The following is a 21,453-nucleotide window of genomic DNA, read 5'->3' as shown; positions in this document are numbered from 1 at the left end:
AATATGTAAATGAATAAAGGAGGATTAACATTATGGCAGTTTTAATTAATAATAAAAAGAAATTCTTAATAGATAGAACATTAATAGAGAATAGTACAAGACTTAATGAGCTTAGAATAAGTAGAAAAGAAATGGATATTTTTCTTGAGCTTATTAATAAAATTGGTGCTGATTTATTTGAGATTGACAGATCAGTAATTAGTTATATAAAAACCAGTAATAAATTTATATATAGAATTAAAGATGAAAAAGATGTACGTATTATAGGTGAGTACAAATTCAAGTATATAATTATACAATTTAATACTGCTAGAAGTTTCAATAATTATAATATAACTAGAATGAATAAATTTAAAATAATTTTAGAAGTGGATATTGATGAGTTAGATGAAATTTTTAGTGATAATAATTACGAGATATTTAACAACTTCAATATAACATGTATTAGAATAAATAATGTCTATAGTTATAATTTGAAGGGCTGGAATGAAATTATAAGAAAAATTAAGAAAACATTTAATGTGTTAGTAGATTTTTATCCAAGTAATAAGCATTTTATGGCAACTGCTGTTGCGGTTGAAGCATGTATTGATGGAAGTGATTTTATAACTACTGCTTTTTGCGGGGAACACTATAACATATCTTCTCTGGAAGAAGTACTTTTAGCACTTAAAGTTATAAAAAATGCTAAGATATTAGGATGCTTAAAATTTTTAAGTGAAGCATCAAAGCTATATGAAAATTTATTTGAAAAAAGTATATCTCCAACAAAACCTATAATAGGGAGAGATATTTTTAAATGTGAATCTGGAATTCATGTTGATGGTATAGAAAAAAATTCTTTAACTTATGAAGCTTATGAACCAGGTATTGTTGGTAGTAAGAGACAAGTTGTTCTAGGAAAGCATTCAGGAAAAAAGGCAATAAAACTTAAGTTAAAGGAATTAAATATTAAAAATGAGAGTTGTAATCTGGAGGAGATTTTGGAGTATATAAGAGAAAAGAGCATAGAACTTCATAGGAATATTTCAAATGAAGAATTTAGAGAAATTTATTATAGATATACAAAAGGTTGTGAATTATATGAGAATAAATTTAGTTGATACAACCTTACGAGATGGTGAACAAAAACCTGGTATAGCATTAGGAATAAATGAAAAAATAGAAATATCCAAGCTATTAGATAGTATAGGAATTTATCAAATTGAGGCAGGTACACCAGCTATGGAAGGTGATGAAAAGTTAAGCATTGAGAGAATTGCAGAATTAGGACTTAAAAGTAAAATATCATCATGGAATAGAATGAGTATTAAGGATATTAAGCATTCTATTGATTGTAAGGTGGATATAATTCATATATCTGTTCCGGCGTCAGATTTACAACTTAAATATAATTTGAATAAAAGCAAAGAGTGGATAATTAGTAGTATGAAGAAAAGTATTTATTATGCTATTAGTAAGGGGTACGAAGTAACAATAGGTTTAGAGGATGCATCAAGAGCAGACCTTGATTTTTTAATTGAATTGTGTAAGAACGCTTATTTTGAAGGAGTAAAAAGAATTAGATATGCAGATACCGTTGGTATTTTGTATCCAAGAAAAGCATTCTTCGATATTAAAAGAATAATGGAGGAAGTTCCAATTGAAATTGAAATGCATACACACAATGATTTTGGAATGGCAGAAGTAAATTCCTTAAGTGCGGTAAAAGCTGGAGCAAGATATATTGATACCACAATTGGAGGAATAGGTGAAAGAGCAGGTAATTGTAATTTTATTAATTTTTCTAGTTTGATTAATAAGAGAGATTTAGAAATGAAGAAATTAAAAATAAAGGAAGAAGAAATCAAGAATATAATTAATTATACTATATTAAATAAAAATACCTTTAAGTAGTATTTCTAAGTTAATTAATAAATAATAATAAAGTAGAAATAAAATTTAATAAGGAGATGTATACTATTTTAGGGGTAAGTAAAAAAGTTCATATAAAAGAACTTTTAATAAGTATTTTAATTGCAGAAGGTACAGGAGCATTAAGTGGTTTTTTAAGTATGTCAAATGTAGGAAGCTATGATAACTTTAAAAAGCCATTTTTTTCACCGCCAGGTTTTTTATTTCCTATAGTATGGTTTATACTTTATTTTTTGATGGCGGTAGCCGCATATAGAATATGGGTTATTGGCAAAGAAGAAGGAGTGAGTGTAAAAAAGCCTTTAGTCTTATATTTAATACAGCTTTTTTTGAACTTTCTTTGGAGTATAATATTTTTTGGTGGTAATTTTTACGGTTTGGCTTTTATTGAATTACTAATCTTATTATTTTTTATATTGATAACTACCTTTGAATTTTATAAATATGATAAAGTAGCGGCATTTCTTATGATTCCATACATAATATGGGTATCATTTGCAGGAATTTTAAACTTTTCGATATGGCTTTTGAATAAGAAATAAGGTGAAAATTTAAAACTTGAGTAGGTGATTTAACTATATGTAACGCACTGAAACTTTTACATTGTGGATTATAAAATATTCCTATTAAAGAGGTTCGGCCTCAGAATTTTTTATGAGTCAGAATGTAATAGAATTTATGCGTTAACATATATTAGGTTGCCTACTTATTTTTATTTACTTGTATAGAAACTAATAAATGGGAACATTACATAATGGTAGAAAATATAATGAATAAGAAAATACAAAATATTTTAAAGTATTGAAAAATACTGATAATAAAATTATAATAGAAGGAAAACTTATTTTGAATAAGTGATTATAGAGCGGGGGATGAATATGAGAGTTAAAGCAGCATTTTTTGATATAGATGGTACTTTGTATAGAGAAGGACTTATATCTGAGGTATTTAAAAAGCTTATAAAGTATGAAATTATAGAAGAAGAAAAGTGGTATAAGGAAGTAAGACCTGAATTTACAAAATGGGATAATAGAAAAGGAGATTATGATGATTATCTATTAAAAATGACAGAAATATATGTAGATGCACTCAAGGGGCTTAGCAAATTTCAAATGGAATTTATTGCGAGTCAAGTTGTGAATCAAAAGGGTGACAGAGTATATACTTATACAAGGGATAGAATAAAGTGGCATAAGGAGCAAGGTCATAAAATAATAACCATTTCGGGAAGTCCACTTGAACTTGTAAAAAAAATGGCGGAAAAATATAAGTTTGATGATTATAGAGGTGCCGAATATTTAACGAATGAAAAGGATGTTTATACAGGAGAAGTTATTCCTATGTGGGACAGCGAAAGTAAAGAGAAGGCTGTTCATGATATGCAAATTAAATATAATATAGATCTTAGTGAAAGTTATGCTTATGGGGATACCTCTGGAGACTTTACAATGCTTAAAATGGTAGGAAATCCAGTTTGTATTAATCCCACTAGAGAACTTGTACGTGAAATATTAAATGATGAAGAAGTAAAAAATAAGATGAAGATTATAATAGAGAGAAAAGATATGGTTTATAGAATTTCTGCAAAATGCTTGGAGTGCGATGGAGAGTTTATGCTGTAAGTACTTCTTTAATATTTCTAAATAAACTAAAAACTTAAAGCCCCACCAAAATCACTTGAAGATTGTGACTTTTGAGTAGAAGAGAATAGGTAGGGATAAGGATAGATAATATTTCTAAATAAACTAAAAACTTAAAGCTTCAACCAAAATCACTTGAAGATTGTGACTTTTGAGTAGAAGAGAATAGGTAGGGATAAGGATAGACAATATTTCTAAATAAACTAAAAACTTAAAGCTTCAACCAAAATCACTTGAAGATTGTGACTTTTGAGTAGAAAAGAATAGGTAGGGATAAGGATAGACAATATTTCTAAATAGACTAAAAACTTAAAGCCTCATCAAAATCACTTGAAGATTGTGATTTTTGAGTAGAAAAGAATAGGTAGGGATAAGGATAGACAATATTTCTAAATAAACTAAAAACTTAAAGCTTCAACCAAAATCACTTGAAGATTGTGACTTTTGAGTAGAAAAGAATAGGTAGGGATAAGGATAGACAATATTTCTAAATAAACTAAAAACTTAAAGCTTCAACCAAAATCACTTGAAGATTGTGACTTTTGAGTAGAAAAGAATAGGTAGGGATAAGGATAGACAATATTTCTAAATAAACTAAAAACTTAAAGCTTCAACCAAAATCACTTGAAGATTGTGACTTTTGGTTGAAGCTTTAAGTTAAGTTTATTTTAGAAATATTGGTATTGACACTTATTTAATATTAGTGTACTATATGAATAGTACACTAAAACAATATGCTTTGCGTTGATATTAGGGAGGTTTTTTATTATGTTAAAATTTATAAAATATGAAGCTAAAACAGTATATAGAGAATATTTGTTGGTTTTGCTTATAGGCTTGCTTTTAAATATTGCCCTTATGACTAGGGTTGGGACTTGGGAAGGAATTTTAATATTTGGTCTTTCAACTGCTGTGGGTGGTGGAATTATGCTTGTTACTATGATAATGAATATAGCTATGTTTTCTAGAGATTTGAAGAAGGATACTAAATATCTTGTTTTTACTTTGCCTGAAAGTAGATCAGCGCTTTTAGGATCAAAACTTATATGTTCAGTTATAATGATGATCCTAGGTGCATTTGTTGGTTTGGCTTTTATGCTGTATTTTGGAGATAAGATAGTTCATATTAATTTTAATGAATTATTTAATTGGAATGTTTTTGCTTATTTTATCTGGGCTATTTTTATTTATATTTCGTTTTTGATTACAATATATTTTTGTATTTTGGTAGGAAGAACTTTAAGAAAGAATGGTAAATTTTCAGGTTTGTTATCTTTAATTATATTTGTAGTATATACATATATATTAGCTAAAGTAGAGACTGGTTTAGAGTATTTATTTCCACAAAAGTTTGTACTTGAAAAAATTGCGAGGTCATTTGGAGATACACATGTTAAGGCTAGCGTAAGCACTGCTGGCGGTTCAATTTATATTGCAAGCATGGTGTTAGAATTGCTTCTAATTATTATTTTATTTATGATTTCAGTGAAAATACTTGATGAAAAAATAGATTTATAAAATGGTAATATTAAATTTACTGACAGGAGGTTAGTAATATGGAGTTTGATAATAAGTCACCTATTTATATACAAATAATGAATGATATAAAGGTGGATATAATAAACGGAACCTTAAAGCCAGGTGATAAACTGCCTTCTATAAGAGAAATGGCTGTTAAGTTTAAGGTTAATCCAAATACGCTTCAAAGAGTTTATCAAGAACTTGAAAGAGAAAACATAACTTATACTCAAAGAGGTACAGGCAGTTTTATAAGGGAGGATTCTAATATGATAACTAATTTAAGGGAAGATATGGCGAGTGAAGTGATTGAGAATTTTATTGAAAGTATAAAAAAATTTGGATTTGATAATAAAGAGATATTAAAAGTTGTTGAAGATAAGCTTATTAGTAAGAAGGGAGAATAAAAATGGGAGATTATTTGTTGAAAGTAACTAACTTAAATAAAAATTATTATAATAAAAAAGCGCTTAAGGATTTTAATTTAGAGCTTAAAAGTGGCAAAATATTAGGTGTTCTTGGACCTAATGGAAGTGGTAAAAGTACATTTTTAAAGATAATAGCTGGGATTTTAAAGAAAAGTTCAGGGGAAATTTTAATAGATGGTCATAAGCCATCAATTCATAGTAGAGCTATAGTTTCATATTTACCGGATAAAGATTTTTTGTACAAGTGGATGAAAATAAAAGATGCTATAAATTTTTATAAGGATTTTTATGAAGACTTTGATTATAAAAAAGCTATGGAACTTTTAGATTTTATGAAGTTAGATAAGGAAGCTAAAGTTACGTCTCTTTCAAAAGGAATGACTGAAAAACTCTATCTTACATTAGTTTTATCAAGAAGGGCTAAGCTATACATACTTGATGAACCTCTTGGAGGTGTAGATCCAACAACAAGAGAAAAAATATTGGATACTATAATAAATAATTTTTCAGAGGACAGTTCTATGATTATAACTACACATTTAGTAAATGATGTAGAAAGATTATTTGACGAAGTGGTATTCATAGCAGAAGGCAAGAATGTATTGAGTGGGAATGCTGATGAGTTAAGAAATGAAAAAGATGGATCAATAGATAAAATATATAGGGAAGTTTTTAAAGATTTCTAAATTTAAAGTTAAATCTGCATAAAGTTTAATGTTGTTAAAAACACAAAATGCAGATTTTTTTATAAAGAGCATTGATAATAGATATCAAATGATATATAATATTAATAGTTAATAAATTAACAAAGTCTATATAATGTTGCATAATATGTAGTAATTAAAGAAATACTAATTAAAATAGTTGTTCTATTGGAGGGGATATTATGAATAAAAATACTAAAATTTCAGTAATTGGAGCAGGCTTTGTTGGATCTTCTACGGTATTTGCATTAATGAATGGTGGACTTGCATCAGAAATAGTAATAGTCGATGTGAATAGAGATAAAGCAGAAGGAGAAGCTATGGACTTATCACATGGTACAGCATTTGTGAAGCCTGTAGAGGTAAAAGCGGGAGATTATAAAGATACAAAAGATTCGGATATAGTTATAATAACAGCGGGAGCAGCTCAGAAACCTGGGGAAACAAGACTTGATTTAATTAATAAAAATTACAGCATATTTAAAAGTATAGTTCCAGAGGTTGTAAAATACAATCCAAATGCAATTTTAGTAGTTGTTTCTAATCCAGTGGATATTTTAACATATATAACATATAAGCTTTCAGGATTTCCAAAGTCAAGAGTTATAGGTTCAGGAACAGTACTTGATACATCAAGATTTAGATATATGTTAAGCGAGCATTTCAATATTGATGTTAGAAATATTCATACTTATATTATGGGAGAACATGGTGATTCTGAGATAGCTACTTGGAGTTTAACTAATATAGCAGGGATGGATGTAAATAAATATTGTGAAGTTTCCTGTAAAAAATGTGATGGAGAATTAAAATATAAGGTATATGAAGATGTGAAGAATGCGGCTTATGAGGTTATAGAGAAAAAAGGAGCAACTTATTATGCGGTGGCGTTAGCTATAAAAAGAATAGTAGAAGCAATTTTAAGAGATGAAAATTCAATTTTAACTGTATCAGCATTTCTTGAAGGGCAATATGGTATAAAAGATGTTTATATGGGCGTTCCATCTATAGTTGGTATTAATGGAGCCAAAGAAATTATAGAAGTTCCTTTAAATGAAGAGGAGAAGAAAGAATTAGAAGCTTCAGCAAAAACATTAAAGGAAACATTAAATAATATATTTTAGAAGAGAAATCTAAACTCTGAAAGTATAATTGAAAGAGTTTAGATTTTTTATTTGTTAAAAATTGAAGATTTTTATTGAAATTTTATTACGTGTGTTATATTATATATATAACATATTGGAGGTGTTAATATGATTGAACTTGTTAATGTAAATAAAACGTATAATGGTAAAAATAAAGCAGTTGATAATTTAAATTTTAGTATAAATTCAGGGGAGATATTTGGATTTTTGGGACCAAATGGTGCTGGTAAGAGTACTACAATAAAAATGATTACTGGTATTATAAAAGCTGATTCTGGTTCTATAAAAGTTGATGGTTTGGATATTACTGAAAATCCTATTGAGGTTAAGAAAAAAATAGGATATGTACCAGATAGTCCAGATATGTTTCTGAGATTAAAAGGAATTGAATACCTTAATTTTATGGCAGATGTATATGATGTTACAACTGAGGATAGAAAAGCAAGAATTGATGGTTTGAGCAAGTATTTTGATATGGAAAGTGCTTTAGATGATAAAATCCAAAGTTATTCACACGGTATGAGGCAAAAAATTGTTGTTATGGGAGCACTTGTTCATGATCCAGATGTTTGGATACTAGATGAACCTATGACAGGACTAGATCCAAAGGCTTCATATAATTTAAAGGAAATGATGAGAAAGCATGCAGATAGTGGGAAGACTGTATTTTTTTCAACACATGTACTTGAAGTAGCTGAAAAACTATGTGATAGAATTGGAATAGTTAGTAAAGGTAAAATTGTTTTTTGCGGTACAATAAATGAAATGAAACAGAAGCTTCAAGAGGAAGGAAGTTCTCTTGAAAAAATGTTCTTGGAGTTGATTGATGATGGAGATAAATAAATTCTTAATTTTAACTAAGTATCTTCTTCTTGGTGGTTCTTATGGTAGTGGAAGAAAGAAGTTAAGTAGATTTTCAAAAAATTTTGTTTCAAGAATGATATTGACGTTCATACTATTTGTAATTTTTGCTGGATTTGTAGGGTTGATAGATGTATCTATATATTTTGGAGTGAAAATTCTACACATGGAATATTTATTTCTCCAAATTAACTATTCGGCGATAACTTTAATTATACTTGTATTTGGGATATTCTCTACTATGGGTGTATTTTATTTTTCAAATGATATAAATTTTTTAATGCCAATGCCGTTTAAGCCAGAGACAATTGTCGCAAGTAAATTTACAGTAGCTCTTATAAGAGAGTATTTTATTACGGCTGCAATTTTAGTACCATGTACGTTAATATATGGCATAGGTTCAAGCTGTGGAGCTTTGTTTTATATTTATAGTATTCTATTTATAATATTTCAGCCAATACTTCCTCTAGCGATAGCGCTTCTTATAAGCATATTAATTATGCCGTTTATAAACAAATCTAAGAAAAAAGATTTATTTAAAACTTTAGGAGGAATTTTTGCACTCCTATTTGCAGTTGGTATAAATGTTGCTACAAGAATGATGGGAAATGCCAGTAACCTTCAATTATTACAAAACGCAAAAAAAGCTAATTCTGTAATGGTAAATATGTTTCCTCTTGGAAGCTTAGCGAGTACTGCGTTAGTTAATTTGAACTTGGTTTATGTCTTAATATTTGTTTTAATAAATGTATTAAGTTTTGTAATTATAATATTTTTAGGTAAGTACTTGTATTTCAAAGGAGTTCAGGGGCTTTCAGAGTCATCATCTAAAAGAAAGAAAATTGATTCTAGAAAAATGAATAAAGAGACTCAAAAGAAATCTATTTTATTTTCTTATACTATAAAGGAAATGAAAATTTTATTTAGGACTCCAGCATATTTTGTAAATTGTGTAATGTCAAGCTTTATACTTCCTATAATTTTATTGATACCTGTATTTTTTGGTAATTCAAATGAGCATGGACTAAAAGATGCATTATCATATGTAAGTACTTCTCAAAATTTTAGAATTATAATAGCATCGGCTATAGTATTTGGACTCATTATGGGAGCTATGAATGCAGTTACATCCACATCTATATCAAGAGAAGGAAGTAATTTTTTTGTAATGAAGTATATACCAGTAAGTTATTCGAATCAAATAACTGCTAAAATAACTTCAGGAATACTTATTGGTGCAATGGGTATAGTAATTATAGATATAATAGCCTTTTTTGTGATTGGATTTCCTGCATATGTTGGTATATATATATTTGTAGCAGGAGTTCTTGGAAATATTTTCACATCACTAATAGGTATGTATGTAGATTTAAGTATGCCAAAATTGGAATGGGATACAGAGCAAAGAGCAGTTAAATCAAATTTTAATTCACTTATTGCTTTTTTAGTTTCAATAGTACCTAGTGCAATAATAATTATTATGTGCATATTTGTAAGAGTGAATAGCAATGTATTTTTTATAATATCAGTAATAATATTTGTGGTTTTGGATTATATTGTATATAAATTTGTATGCTCTAGTGGAGAGAAAAAATTGAACAATTATGAGAGTTAGGATATGAAATTAGCTTATATAGATGCCGCGGTTTTGACAATCACGGCATATGTATAAGTTTTTATTTTAATATTAGGTTCTCATTTATAACATACAAGTTAAAACCCATAGATTGTGATATTTTTTTTGCATATTTATTTTTACTAGAAAATTTATATTGTAGAACTTTACCTTCTTTAAAACAAAATTGGCATAATTCAGCTATAAGGGTTTTAGCTATAATTGAATTATCCTTAAATGAAGGATGAGAGATTATATTTAAATCAGCAATATCATTTTTAAAATAAGAAATTGATGAAATACATACAAGAGAATTATTGTAAAAGCATCCTAACATTACAGGTGAATTTATGTCAGGTAAGTTTATTTTAAGTTTTAAATCCCAACATGATTTTTTAAAATTTTCTAACAATTGTGAATCTACTGATGAAAGTTTTCTAACGGAATACTCATTACTTAAAATGTCAGAAACATACGACGGTTCTGTAAGGTAACAAAAGTAACAACTTTCATCTGTTTGTACAGCATCCTTAAAATAGTTTTCGAAGTCTTTAGCATATACAGATTTATATAAGTAGTAGCTATTTATATAATCGTTTATTTTATCAAAAATATCTGGATCTGTTTTTATAAAAGATTTATCATTTATATGATATATAGATATTTTACCTGAGTTTTTTAGTGAAGCGTCTAAAATAACTTGTGATTCAGTGCCTTTATCGCTAGGCTTATAATCAAATGTATTCTGCCAATAGAAATTTATTCTTTTCATTTGGTTATCTGGTATAATACTGATCATTATTACCACCACCTTATACTTAAATATGATAACATAATTGAAAATATAATACAATTTTCTCTAGATACTGTTTGAATTAGTATATCCTAAAAGTGTAACTAAAATGAAAAAAAACTATTAACAAATTGTAAAAACAGGAGGTTATCATAAAAGATTTAGTGATAGATAGTTTAGTTAACTATGATATAATAGATTTACTAAATTACATATTAAAAGTTGAAAGGAAAGAATTGTTATGGATAAGGCTATTACTAGAATTAAAGTAAGATATGCTGAAACTGATAAGATGGGTATCGTACATCATGCAAACTATTATGTGTATTTTGAGGCTGCTAGAGAAGATTTAATAGAGCTTTCAGGTATAAAGTATAGTGAAATGGAAGAAATAGGAGTAATGATGCCTCTAGTAGAGACAAAATGTAAGTATCATGAGGGGGCAAAGTATGGAGATTATATATTAGTAGAAACAAGTATAGGAAGACTTACACCAATAAAGGTTGAAATTAATTATAGAGTAATAAGGGAAGAAGATGGAAGAGTTTTAGCAACAGGACAAACAATTCAGACATTTGTTGATAGTAGAAGCTTTAAGATACTGAATCTTATGAAGAAACATCCTAATATATGGGCAAAGTTTCAAATAATTCAGCAGTAAACATTTTTAAAAGAAATAAAAAATTTTATTTATGGATTGATATTATTTGTAAATATATTATAATAAATCTTATGTATACATAAAATTACTTTAGAAATACATTAGTATAACAATACTAAGGAGGATTAATAAATTGGTTAATAAGTTTTTTGACTTGCTTATAGGAAGACCTCTAGCAAATGAGCAGAGTTCAAGAGAAAAATATAATGTTCCATTTGGACTTGCAATTATGGCAAGTGACGCTATTTCTTCCGTTGCTTATGCATCACAAGAAATTTTATTGGTGCTAGTTCCAGCTATAGGTTTATTATCTTATAAATGGTTAGGCAATATATCACTTATGATTATTGGACTACTATTTATACTTACCGTTTCTTATGTGCAAATAATAAAAGCATACCCACAAGGTGGAGGAGCATATGTAGTTGCAAAAGAGAACCTTGGAATAAAGCCAGGCCTTGTTGCAGGTGCTGCACTTTTATTAGATTATATTCTAACAGTTGCAGTTAGTTCAAGCTCTGGAGTTGCTGCTATAACTTCTGCTTTTCCGGTTCTTGTACCTCATAAAGTTTTGCTGGCAGTGGTACTGATTGCAATTCTAACGATTCTAAATCTAAGAGGTGTAAGTGAATCGGCAAAAGTGTTTAGTGTACCTACATATTTGTTTATTTTTAGTATGATATTCATGATCATATTCGGACTAGTAAAATATGCTATATACGGACCATCTAGTAGTATGCAGATGATACATCAAAATCTCAAGCCAATGGGAGAAATAAGTATATTTTTAATTTTGAAAGCATTTTCTTCAGGCTGTTCAGCATTAACAGGACTTGAAGCTGTTAGTAACTCGGTACCTAACTTTAAGGAGCCCGGTCAAAAGAATGCGACAATAGTAATGGTTCTTCTTACTTTTGCAATACTATTTATATTTGGTGGATCTTCACTTTTGGCAAGATTTTATAATGCTGTACCTAACCCTAATGTAACTGTTTTAGCACAAATAGCGTATGGTGTTTTTTCTGGTAAGACATTTATGTTCTACGTAATACAATTTACTACAGCGATTATACTTATAATGGCATGCAATACATCCTATACAGGATTCCCTATGCTTATGTCTGTAATAGCAAGAGATGGATACGCACCTAGAAGTTTTGCTACAAAAGGAAAGAGATTAAGCTTCTCAAATGGAATATTATTTCTTTCTATAATTGCAGCAATATTAGTTGTTATATTTAAAGCTGATACGGATCTTTTGATACCTTTATATTCAGTAGGTGTTTTTCTATCATTTACATTAGCACAAACAGGAATGGTTATTCACTGGAATAAAACGAATGAAAAAGGCAAAAACTTTAGAAGAGCAATAAACGGTTTTGGAGCATTTATTACACTTATAACAACATGTGTAATAGTTTATGAGAAATTTTTGTTAGGTGCGTGGGTTATCATATTACTTGTACCTATAATAGTACTTGGATTCCTTCATATTAAAAAACATTATAATTATGTAGCTAGGGGATTAAGAGCAGATGAAGATTATGTTAAGAATTGTGGAATTGGACAAAGCTATAATCATTTAATAATAGTTCCAATAGCAAGTTTAAATAAAGCTACATTAGGTGCCCTCAAATATGCAAGAAGTATAACTAGTGATGTAATAGCACTTAATGTTTCACCTAATAAAGAGTATATGGACAAACTAAAAATTAAATGGGAGGAACTTAATACAGATATTTTACTTGTTTCTAAGTATTCCCCATATAGAGCAATAGTTACACCACTCATAGAGTATATTGGAGTAATTTCACATGCTTCATCACCTGATGAAAAAATAACAGTAGTTTTACCTCAGTTTATTACTAAGGATAAATCAGGACAAATTTTACATAATCATACTAGCTTTTTATTAAGAGAATCACTTTTGAGATATGATAATATAGTAGTATCAACTTTTCCATTTCATTTGAATCCAGGTGACGATGAAGAGTAAAAAACGATATGATAAAGAAATGATGCTTTGATTTAAATAATGTTAATTTTAAAGTAAATATATAACCAAAATGATAATATTTTTGGGTATATATTTACTTTTTTTATATAGTGTAGTAATATATAGTCAATTAATATAAACATATTGCTATGAACAGAACTAGTAAAAATCAGATAAACTTTCAGAGAATCGGGATTGCTGTGAACCGATAGTTTCTAAGATTTTGAACTCATCTGTGAGCAGTCACCTGATATTAGGGTAGAACGGAATTCCACCGTTATATGGATAGATAGTATGAACCTTTTATGGAGTGCTATTGAAAAAGTGAACTTTTATTTAAGTTAAGTAGAGTGGTACCGCGAGTAATCCTCGTCTCTTTCGTATTGATTGAGACGGGGTTTTTTGTTTATAAAATTTAAAAATAATTACTTTTAAAGGAGTGTTCTTATATGTCTTATAGTAAATATGTGAAATATCCTACAGTAAAAATTGAAAATCGTAAATGGCCAGACAAGCAAATAGAAAAAGCACCTATATGGTGTAGTGTTGATTTAAGAGATGGTAATCAATCATTACCACAACCTATGAATGTAGACGAAAAAGTAAAAATGTTTAAAATGCTTGTAGCTATAGGTTTTAAGGAAATAGAAATAGGTTTTCCATCTGCATCTGAAACAGAATATGAGTTTACAAGAAAATTAATAGAGGATAATCTTATACCTGAGGATGTTACGATACAGGTATTGACTCAAGCTAGAGAACATTTGGTTGAAAGAACTTTTGAAGCACTTAAAGGAGTCAAGAAAGCAATTGTACATGTATATAATTCAACCTCTGAACTTCAAAGAAGAGTTGTATTTAAAAAAAGTAAAGAAGAAATTAAAGAACTAGCTATAAAAGGAGCAGAGTTAGTAAAAAAATATAGTGAATATACGGAATATACTGAAAGTAAATTTATTTTTGAATATTCACCTGAAAGCTTTACAGGTACTGAACTTGATTATGCACTTGAAGTATGTGAAGCTGTGATTCAGGTTTGGAAACCTACTAAAAATAATAAAGTTATTATAAATTTACCATCAACAGTTGAAATGTCTACACCTAATATATATGCAGATCAAATAGAGTGGTTTTGTACTCATCTTTCCGATAGGGAAAGCATAATATTAAGTCTTCACACACATAACGATAGAGGAACTTGTACAGCATCTAGCGAACTTGGACTTCTTGCAGGAGCAGATAGAATAGAAGGAACGTTATTTGGAAATGGTGAAAGAACAGGAAATTTAGATATTGTAAATATGGCATTAAATATGTACTCGCAGGGAGTAGATCCAAGGCTTGACTTTTCTAATTTAAATGAAGTGGTTGAAATTTATGAAGAGTGTACAAAAATGGTAGTGCATGAACGTCAACCTTATGCAGGAAAGCTTGTTTTTACTGCTTTTTCAGGCTCTCATCAGGATGCTATAAGGAAAGGGCTCAAGGTTTTAAGTGAAAGTAAAAGTGAGTATTTTGAAGTACCATATCTTGCAATTGATCCTCACGATTTAGGAAGAGAATACGAAGAGGTTATACGTATAAACAGCCAATCAGGAAAAGGTGGAACAGCATACATAATGGAAAGCGATTTTGGATTTATACTTCCAAAGTCCATGCATCCTGAGTTTGGAAAAATAATAAAACAAAAATCAGATAGTCTCGGAGGCGAACTTACCCCAGAACAAATTTTTAAGTATTTTAAGGAGGAGTATTTGGAGAATAGAACCCCATACTATTTAAGAAATTACAGAATACATTCGATACAGGATATAGAAAAAGAAGAAAATAAGGTGGATATAGAGGCAATTGTAGCTATAAACGGTAAGGATACAAAAATAGAAGGAATAGGAAATGGCCCAGTAGATGCGTTCTTTAATGCAATGCATAATAATAATTACAATGGATGTAAATTTATATCATATGATGAACATGCATTAAATATTGGATCTCATTCAAAAGCAGTTGCATATATTCAAATTGAAAGTAAAGAAAAACGATATTTTGGAGTGGGAATATCGGACAATATCGATACAGCATCACTCAACGCACTTGTAAGTGCTCTTAATAGAACTAAATTAAACTAAATAAAAAATAAGAATGTCACCTTTTGTTTAGGTGACATTCTTGTTTTTTAAATACATATGTATTTCTCTTGAAGATTCTAAAGAAAACTAAAAGATTCGCAATTAACTGTAAAATGAATAAATGAATATGAAATCAATACATATTTGAAAGAAAACATTAAATTAAAAGTATTGAGATAAATATAATACGAAATACTTGTATTTTAAAGGAGATGTAATGTTCAGGTGTTTTTTATCATACCTAATGAAACCTTAAAATGATTTTAGATAAAATTTTTTATGCATATTGTATCTATTGTACTAAGTTTGAATATTCTGTTGTGCAAATTGTATATAGCAAATAAAATAGTAATGTGATAATATAGTGATATCAAAAATTTAAAATAGATAAAAACAATATGCTAATTTTTTATAATTATTAAAACTTACGATAGGAAATGTAATAAAAAGTAAATAACATTATAGTAGCTTATAAAAAAATTCGCTGGTTTTATAAAATGATAAAAATGTTTGTGCAATATGTATAAGTTTATATATTTTCTATACAATTTAAGGAGGAATTTATTGTGGAATTTAGAGTTGAAAGTGATTCTATAGGGGAGAAAAAGGTACCTAAAGGGGTATATTATGGAGTACAAACTTTAAGAGGTGCAGATAATTTTAGAATAACAGGTCTTAAGCTTAATAAAGAGTTTATAAAGAGTGTTGTTCAAATAAAAAAAGCAGCTGCAATAACCAATTTGGAGATCGGAATATTGGAAGAAAATATAGGAAACGCTATAATTAAAGCATGTGATGAGATAATAGAAGGAAAGTTTAAAGAGGATTTTATAATAGATCCCATTCAAGGAGGAGCAGGAACATCTATAAATATGAATGCTAATGAGGTCATAGCTAATAGAGCTATTGAGCTTTTAGGTAAGGAAAAAGGAAATTATCAAGTTGTCCATCCAAATGACCATGTTAATATGGGACAATCTACTAATGATGTAATACCAACAGCAGGAAAAATAACAGCACTAAGGCTTATATCGAAAAATATTGAAAAGCTTAAGGAACTTAGTTTAGCTTTTGGTAAGAAAGCAGCGGAATTTAAAAGTGTAATAAAAATGGGAAGAACGCAGCTTCAAGATGCAGTACCAATTACTTTGGGACAAGAATTCTGTGCTTATAATGCCGTTGTCAAAAGAGATATTGCTAGAATTGAAAGAGTAAAAACAGAACTAGAAGTTGTAAATATAGGAGGAACAGCAGTTGGAACAGGTATTAATGCGGATAGTAGATATATAGAAAGAATTGTTCCAAGACTTTCATTTGTTTCAGGGATAAATTTAAAAATGGCTGAAGATTTAATTGATAGCACTCAGAATTTAGATGGATTTTCGGCAGTATCATCTGCTATAAAAACTTGTGCTGTGAATTTATCAAAAATAGCTAATGATTTAAGATTAATGTCATCAGGTCCAAGAGCAGGCTTAGGAGAAATTAATCTTCCTGCTAAACAAAATGGTTCGTCTATAATGCCTGGGAAGGTTAATCCTGTAATACCAGAGGTTATAAATCAGATAGCCTTTAATATTATAGGAAATGATGTTACTGTGTCTATGGCTGTTGAAGCTGGGCAATTAGAATTGAATGCTTTTGAACCTGTAATATTTTATAATATATTTGAATCTATTGAAACTTTAACTAATGGCATCGATACTTTTATTAAAAATTGTGTTTTGGGAATAACTGCAAATAAAGAGATATGCAATGAGTTTGTAAATAATAGTGTTGGTATAGTTACAGCGCTTTGCCCCTATATAGGTTATACCAAATCGGCAAGAATAGCAAAAACAGCAATAAAGACAGGAGAATCTATAAAAAGAGTTCTCCTAAGAGAAGGAATTTTTAAGGAGAAAGAAATAAATAGTATAATAAATCCCCTTAAAATGACCAAACCAGGGATAGTAGGCAAATAGTAGATTATAAGTAAAAAATAGTATATAATTAAGAGTGCTAGCTTTATTAGCACTCTTAATTTATTTTTGGAAAAAATATCATTGTTATAAGGATAATAAGCTAGTATTCAACATATATATTTGGGTGCTAAATTTTTAAACGTATATAGATAAAGGCAAGCTGAGGTGATAGCTAAATGGGGTATAGTGTTATAGATATAATTGATAAAGCAATGGATATTGTTATCAGAAGAAAGGACGAATATGAGAAAATAAAAAAAGAAAATAATAATAATCCTGCTATAAATGTAATGACATCAGTATTATTAAAAGAATCTGATAAAAATATTGAATACTATAAAAAATTAAAACAAAGTATTAAAGATATAGAACTTGAAGATATTGATTTTGTTATATATGATAAAATGTCATTTTTGATAAATCAATTTAATAAAAAAACATATATTCATAATATAAGAAGTGTTAAAGATTATCTAAATTTTTCTATTGAATTAGAAAGAGATGCATATTCATTAATTGTTGATATTCAGGGCAGATTTGTAAAAAATACAAGTGATGTTAATACGAAAACCTATAAAATTTTGTCAGATATAATAAAAAGCAAATACAAGCATATTACTGAACTTGAAAAAGTATTGAAGCGAAAACAATAGTTTATAATAAATTTTGTTGCATAATAAAAATTAATAAGCTTAAACTGGTGAGGTGGTGTGTTGTATTATGGGAAGAATACATAAAGTATATGAATTTGTAAAAGATGAAGCTGTAAAATATAATAGAGAAGAAGGAATTATTGCATATTATATATAAGATAAAATTGATGTATTAAAAAACAATGTAATTAGTGATTAATGAACTTGTTAGAGAAGATAAATTAATAAAAGTAAGAAAAAGGCTCGTGTTATATTTAGATAAAAATAGATCAGAATGAACTTGAGGTATTTGAATTAGGGGGTGCTTTTTAAATATGAAAATGAATTCGAGAACCCTTTTGAATATTTAATCAGATATGATGGTAGCTTGAAAAAATCAAATAGAACAAGCAAAAGCCGCCATAATGTATACTCCTAATGGAGAATACATTAGTGGCTGGACAAGCAGGAGCTGAAAAAACTCTATTTGCAAATATGATGTATACGCATGATATTTATACGAAAAGATATATTTAGGAATGCAAAGGAAACGTTTACGAAAACTGATTTGAAAAAATAAGGATTAATTGAAAAAGCTAATGAAAGGATATTATTTTTATATGAAATACACAGATTGATGCTTGAAGGACAGGAAATGATATTTTATGGACAGCTGAACCTATAATTATAATAAACTTGTAGAAACAGATAAAGTTAGAAGAGGAAATGTACTTATTAATAGATTCTACAACAGAGGAACCAAATTCATATGAAGAGATATATATTAATTTAAATATAATGAGTGCAAACATAAAAAATGGATTTCTAGCTATAAATAAGATATATATAAAGGTGATAAAATAAGAGAAGTATTAAAAAGACATTTGGAATTCTTCAGTACACATCCTTTTGTTACTGCACCAATATTTGGTGTTATAACAGCCATAGAGATATAAATAGTATAAAGATAGGACGGATCTCTTGCATATATAGGAGATCTACTATTTTGAAGAACTCTAATATTTGTTTTTGCTAGACTAGTGTATTTTTACTGCTGTTAGCAAGTATAGCAGAACCAATAATATTTTTTTAGCCTTTAATATTATTGGTTCTGCCATAAGATGGTATTGAGCACAATATGGATATAAAGCAGGTTCTAATATAGTTAAGGGTATGGCTAGAAATAGACTTCAAAACTTACAGAAGGGGCTTTGCTTTTAGGACTATTTGTAATGAAGGATTTGGTTCCAAAATGGACTACAATTAATACTTCAGTGGTAATTTCAAGAATAAAGCTTCAAACAGAGAAAAAACAAGCAACTACAATTGAAAAGTAATTAGATGCATTAATTCATAGATTACTTGTACTTGTATTATTTACAGTAGGTATTATTAGATATGGATTAGGAATACTTAAATAATTGAGATATAATCATGATATTTTAACCTGATTATATCTATTTTTTTCATTTATCATTAATAGTAATAAATAAGATTATAAAAAATGTACAAAAAAAAGTATTGACATTATTAATAAATATGATAAAATAATATTCGTTGTCCAAGTTTCGGCATTTTGGTAAAATAAAAAAGATTTAAAAAAAATGTTGACAAAACTTGATGAAAATGATATTATAAATAAGCTGTCTGAGTGCAGCGCACAATTGAACTTTGAAAATTAAACAGAGAATTAAAGAACCAGCAATTCTTTTGAATAGAATTTATTCTATTTAAATAAATTTAGCGATGAGTTAAAGGAATACAGAGTAGCATCTGTATAAAAGATTCAGAAGACACTCGTTTTAGTAATAGCGAGGAAATTTTGGATAAGACGAGGAAATAAAGCGAGTCAATAGTAATCTATGATGAGTTTTATTGACGAAGTATTATACAAAATTAACCACTATAATCTATAGAGAGTCGCATGATTCTAATCAAACTTTTAAATTGAGAGTTTGATCCTGGCTCAGGACGAACGCTGGCGGCGTGCTTAACACATGCAAGTCGAGCGGGGAACTTCGGTTCCCAGCGGCGGACGGGTGAGTAACACGTGGGTAACCTGCCTCATAGTGGGGAATAGCCTTCCGAAAGGAAGATTAATACCGCATAATACTCGGAAATCACATGATTTCTGAGCCAAAGGATTTATTCGCTATGAGATGGACCCGCGGCGCATTAGCTTGTTGGTGAGGTAACGGCTCACCAAGGCTTCGATGCGTAGCCGACCTGAGAGGGTGATCGGCCACATTGGAACTGAGACACGGTCCAGACTCCTACGGGAGGCAGCAGTGGGGAATATTGCACAATGGGGGAAACCCTGATGCAGCAACGCCGCGTGAGTGATGAAGGTCTTCGGATCGTAAAACTCTGTCTTATGGGACGATAATGACGGTACCATAGGAGGAAGCCACGGCTAACTACGTGCCAGCAGCCGCGGTAATACGTAGGTGGCAAGCGTTGTCCGGATTTACTGGGCGTAAAGGATGTGTAGGCGGATATTTAAGTGAGATGTGAAATCCCCGGGCTTAACTTGGGGGCTGCATTTCAAACTGGATGTCTGGAGTGCAGGAGAGGAAGGCAGAATTCCTAGTGTAGCGGTGAAATGCGTAGAGATTAGGAAGAATACCAGTGGCGAAGGCGGCCTTCTGGACTGTAACTGACGCTGAGGCATGAAAGCGTGGGGAGCAAACAGGATTAGATACCCTGGTAGTCCACGCCGTAAACGATGAATACTAGGTGTAGGAGGTATCGACTCCTTCTGTGCCGCAGTTAACACAATAAGTATTCCGCCTGGGAAGTACGGTCGCAAGATTAAAACTCAAAGGAATTGACGGGGACCCGCACAAGCAGCGGAGCATGTGGTTTAATTCGAAGCAACGCGAAGAACCTTACCTAGACTTGACATCTCCTGAATTAGTCCGTAATGGATGAAGTCCCTTCGGGGACAGGATGACAGGTGGTGCATGGTTGTCGTCAGCTCGTGTCGTGAGATGTTGGGTTAAGTCCCGCAACGAGCGCAACCCTTATCATTAGTTGCTAACATTTAGTTGAGCACTCTAGTGAGACTGCCCGGGTTAACCGGGAGGAAGGTGGGGATGACGTCAAATCATCATGCCCCTTATGTCTAGGGCTACACACGTGCTACAATGGTAGGGACAAAAAGATGCTATACCGCAAGGTGGAGCTAAACTCAAAACCCTATCCCAGTTCGGATTGTAGGCTGAAACTCGCCTACATGAAGCCGGAGTTGCTAGTAATCGCGAATCAGAATGTCGCGGTGAATACGTTCCCGGGTCTTGTACACACCGCCCGTCACACCATGAGAGTCGGCAACACCCGAAGCCCGTGAGGTAACCTTTTGGAACCAGCGGTCGAAGGTGGGGTTGATGATTGGGGTGAAGTCGTAACAAGGTAGCCGTAGGAGAACCTGCGGCTGGATCACCTCCTTTCTAAGGA

18 protein-coding genes, 1 rRNA gene and 1 other annotated feature are annotated in these 21,453 nt (G+C 30.0%); of the genes, 18 read left to right on the top strand and 1 reads right to left on the bottom strand.

Features of this window, described 5'->3' with window-relative positions:
- Positions 1-32: 32 nt before the first annotated feature.
- The 10 genes from CLFE_RS21500 to CLFE_RS21455 all read left to right on the top strand — a co-directional run bounded on the left by CLFE_RS21500 (position 33) and on the right by CLFE_RS21455 (position 9,825).
- Complete coding sequence (locus CLFE_RS21500) at positions 33-1,103, top strand: homocitrate synthase/isopropylmalate synthase family protein (protein ID WP_077895473.1); 1,071 nt, start codon at positions 33-35, stop codon at positions 1,101-1,103.
- The gene (locus CLFE_RS21495; protein WP_077895474.1) at positions 1,084-1,896 is read left to right on the top strand and encodes a beta/alpha barrel domain-containing protein; all 813 of its coding nucleotides are present in this window, start codon (positions 1,084-1,086) and stop codon (positions 1,894-1,896) included. Before CLFE_RS21500 ends, CLFE_RS21495 begins: the two co-directional genes overlap by 20 nt.
- A 56-nt stretch (positions 1,897-1,952) precedes the next feature.
- Entirely contained in the window at positions 1,953-2,456 is a 504-nt protein-coding gene (locus CLFE_RS21490) for a TspO/MBR family protein (RefSeq protein ID WP_077835592.1), read from the top strand.
- A gap of 336 nt (positions 2,457-2,792) precedes the next feature.
- Positions 2,793-3,536, top strand: coding sequence for an HAD-IB family hydrolase (locus tag CLFE_RS21485; RefSeq protein ID WP_077835591.1), 744 nt, complete (start codon positions 2,793-2,795; stop codon positions 3,534-3,536).
- A 786-nt stretch (positions 3,537-4,322) separates the two neighbouring features.
- On the top strand, positions 4,323-5,072 hold the full coding sequence (locus tag CLFE_RS21480) for an ABC-2 transporter permease (protein WP_077852590.1): 750 nt from the start codon (positions 4,323-4,325) through the stop codon (positions 5,070-5,072).
- 38 nt (positions 5,073-5,110) lie between these two features.
- Complete coding sequence (locus tag CLFE_RS21475) at positions 5,111-5,479, top strand: GntR family transcriptional regulator (RefSeq protein WP_077835855.1); 369 nt, start codon at positions 5,111-5,113, stop codon at positions 5,477-5,479.
- 2 nt (positions 5,480-5,481) lie between these two features.
- Positions 5,482-6,186 carry an ABC transporter ATP-binding protein gene (locus tag CLFE_RS21470; protein WP_077835854.1) on the top strand — a complete coding sequence of 235 codons (705 nt, stop codon included), beginning with the start codon at positions 5,482-5,484 and terminating at the stop codon, positions 6,184-6,186.
- 200 nt (positions 6,187-6,386) lie between these two features.
- On the top strand, positions 6,387-7,328 hold the full coding sequence (locus tag CLFE_RS21465; RefSeq protein WP_077895500.1) for an L-lactate dehydrogenase: 942 nt from the start codon (positions 6,387-6,389) through the stop codon (positions 7,326-7,328).
- Positions 7,329-7,457: 129 nt separating this feature from the next.
- Positions 7,458-8,192, top strand: coding sequence for an ABC transporter ATP-binding protein (locus tag CLFE_RS21460; RefSeq protein ID WP_077895499.1), 735 nt, complete (start codon positions 7,458-7,460; stop codon positions 8,190-8,192).
- Positions 8,176-9,825 carry a putative ABC transporter permease subunit gene (locus tag CLFE_RS21455; protein ID WP_242951736.1) on the top strand — a complete coding sequence of 550 codons (1,650 nt, stop codon included), beginning with the start codon at positions 8,176-8,178 and terminating at the stop codon, positions 9,823-9,825. Before CLFE_RS21460 ends, CLFE_RS21455 begins: the two co-directional genes overlap by 17 nt.
- Before the next feature lie 61 nt (positions 9,826-9,886).
- On the opposite strand, the gene CLFE_RS21450 is transcribed toward CLFE_RS21455, so the two are convergent.
- The gene (locus CLFE_RS21450) at positions 9,887-10,624 is read right to left on the bottom strand and encodes a hypothetical protein (protein WP_077835851.1); all 738 of its coding nucleotides are present in this window, start codon (positions 10,622-10,624) and stop codon (positions 9,887-9,889) included.
- Between the two features lie 235 nt (positions 10,625-10,859).
- Between CLFE_RS21450 and CLFE_RS21445 the strand changes: the two genes are divergently transcribed.
- The 8 genes from CLFE_RS21445 to CLFE_RS21415 all read left to right on the top strand — a co-directional run bounded on the left by CLFE_RS21445 (position 10,860) and on the right by CLFE_RS21415 (position 21,446).
- Complete coding sequence (locus tag CLFE_RS21445) at positions 10,860-11,279, top strand: acyl-CoA thioesterase (protein ID WP_077835850.1); 420 nt, start codon at positions 10,860-10,862, stop codon at positions 11,277-11,279.
- Positions 11,280-11,412: 133 nt separating this feature from the next.
- Complete coding sequence (locus CLFE_RS21440) at positions 11,413-13,275, top strand: APC family permease (protein ID WP_077835849.1); 1,863 nt, start codon at positions 11,413-11,415, stop codon at positions 13,273-13,275.
- Between the two features lie 140 nt (positions 13,276-13,415).
- Positions 13,416-13,655: a binding site (T-box leader), on the top strand.
- A gap of 69 nt (positions 13,656-13,724) precedes the next feature.
- The gene (gene leuA, locus CLFE_RS21435; protein ID WP_077895498.1) at positions 13,725-15,401 is read left to right on the top strand and encodes a 2-isopropylmalate synthase; all 1,677 of its coding nucleotides are present in this window, start codon (positions 13,725-13,727) and stop codon (positions 15,399-15,401) included.
- 566 nt (positions 15,402-15,967) lie between these two features.
- Positions 15,968-17,365, top strand: a complete 1,398-nt coding sequence (locus tag CLFE_RS21430; RefSeq protein WP_077895497.1) for an aspartate ammonia-lyase — start codon at positions 15,968-15,970, stop codon at positions 17,363-17,365.
- A gap of 176 nt (positions 17,366-17,541) precedes the next feature.
- Positions 17,542-18,018: a hypothetical protein gene (locus tag CLFE_RS21425; RefSeq protein WP_077835846.1), complete on the top strand. Its 477-nt coding sequence runs from the start codon at positions 17,542-17,544 to the stop codon at positions 18,016-18,018.
- A 705-nt stretch (positions 18,019-18,723) separates the two neighbouring features.
- Positions 18,724-18,861, top strand: a complete 138-nt coding sequence (locus tag CLFE_RS24325) for a hypothetical protein (RefSeq protein WP_176124722.1) — start codon at positions 18,724-18,726, stop codon at positions 18,859-18,861.
- Between the two features lie 20 nt (positions 18,862-18,881).
- On the top strand, positions 18,882-18,953 hold the full coding sequence (locus tag CLFE_RS24320; protein WP_284738957.1) for a hypothetical protein: 72 nt from the start codon (positions 18,882-18,884) through the stop codon (positions 18,951-18,953).
- Between the two features lie 987 nt (positions 18,954-19,940).
- Positions 19,941-21,446, top strand: a 16S ribosomal RNA gene (locus CLFE_RS21415).
- Positions 21,447-21,453 lie beyond the last annotated feature (7 nt).

The sequence above is a fragment of the Clostridium felsineum DSM 794 genome (assembly GCF_002006355.2).
Lineage (GTDB): Bacteria > Bacillota > Clostridia > Clostridiales > Clostridiaceae > Clostridium_S > Clostridium_S felsineum.
The sequence above is the reverse complement of the archived record's forward strand: the minus strand, read 5'-3'. Positions and strand labels throughout refer to the sequence as shown.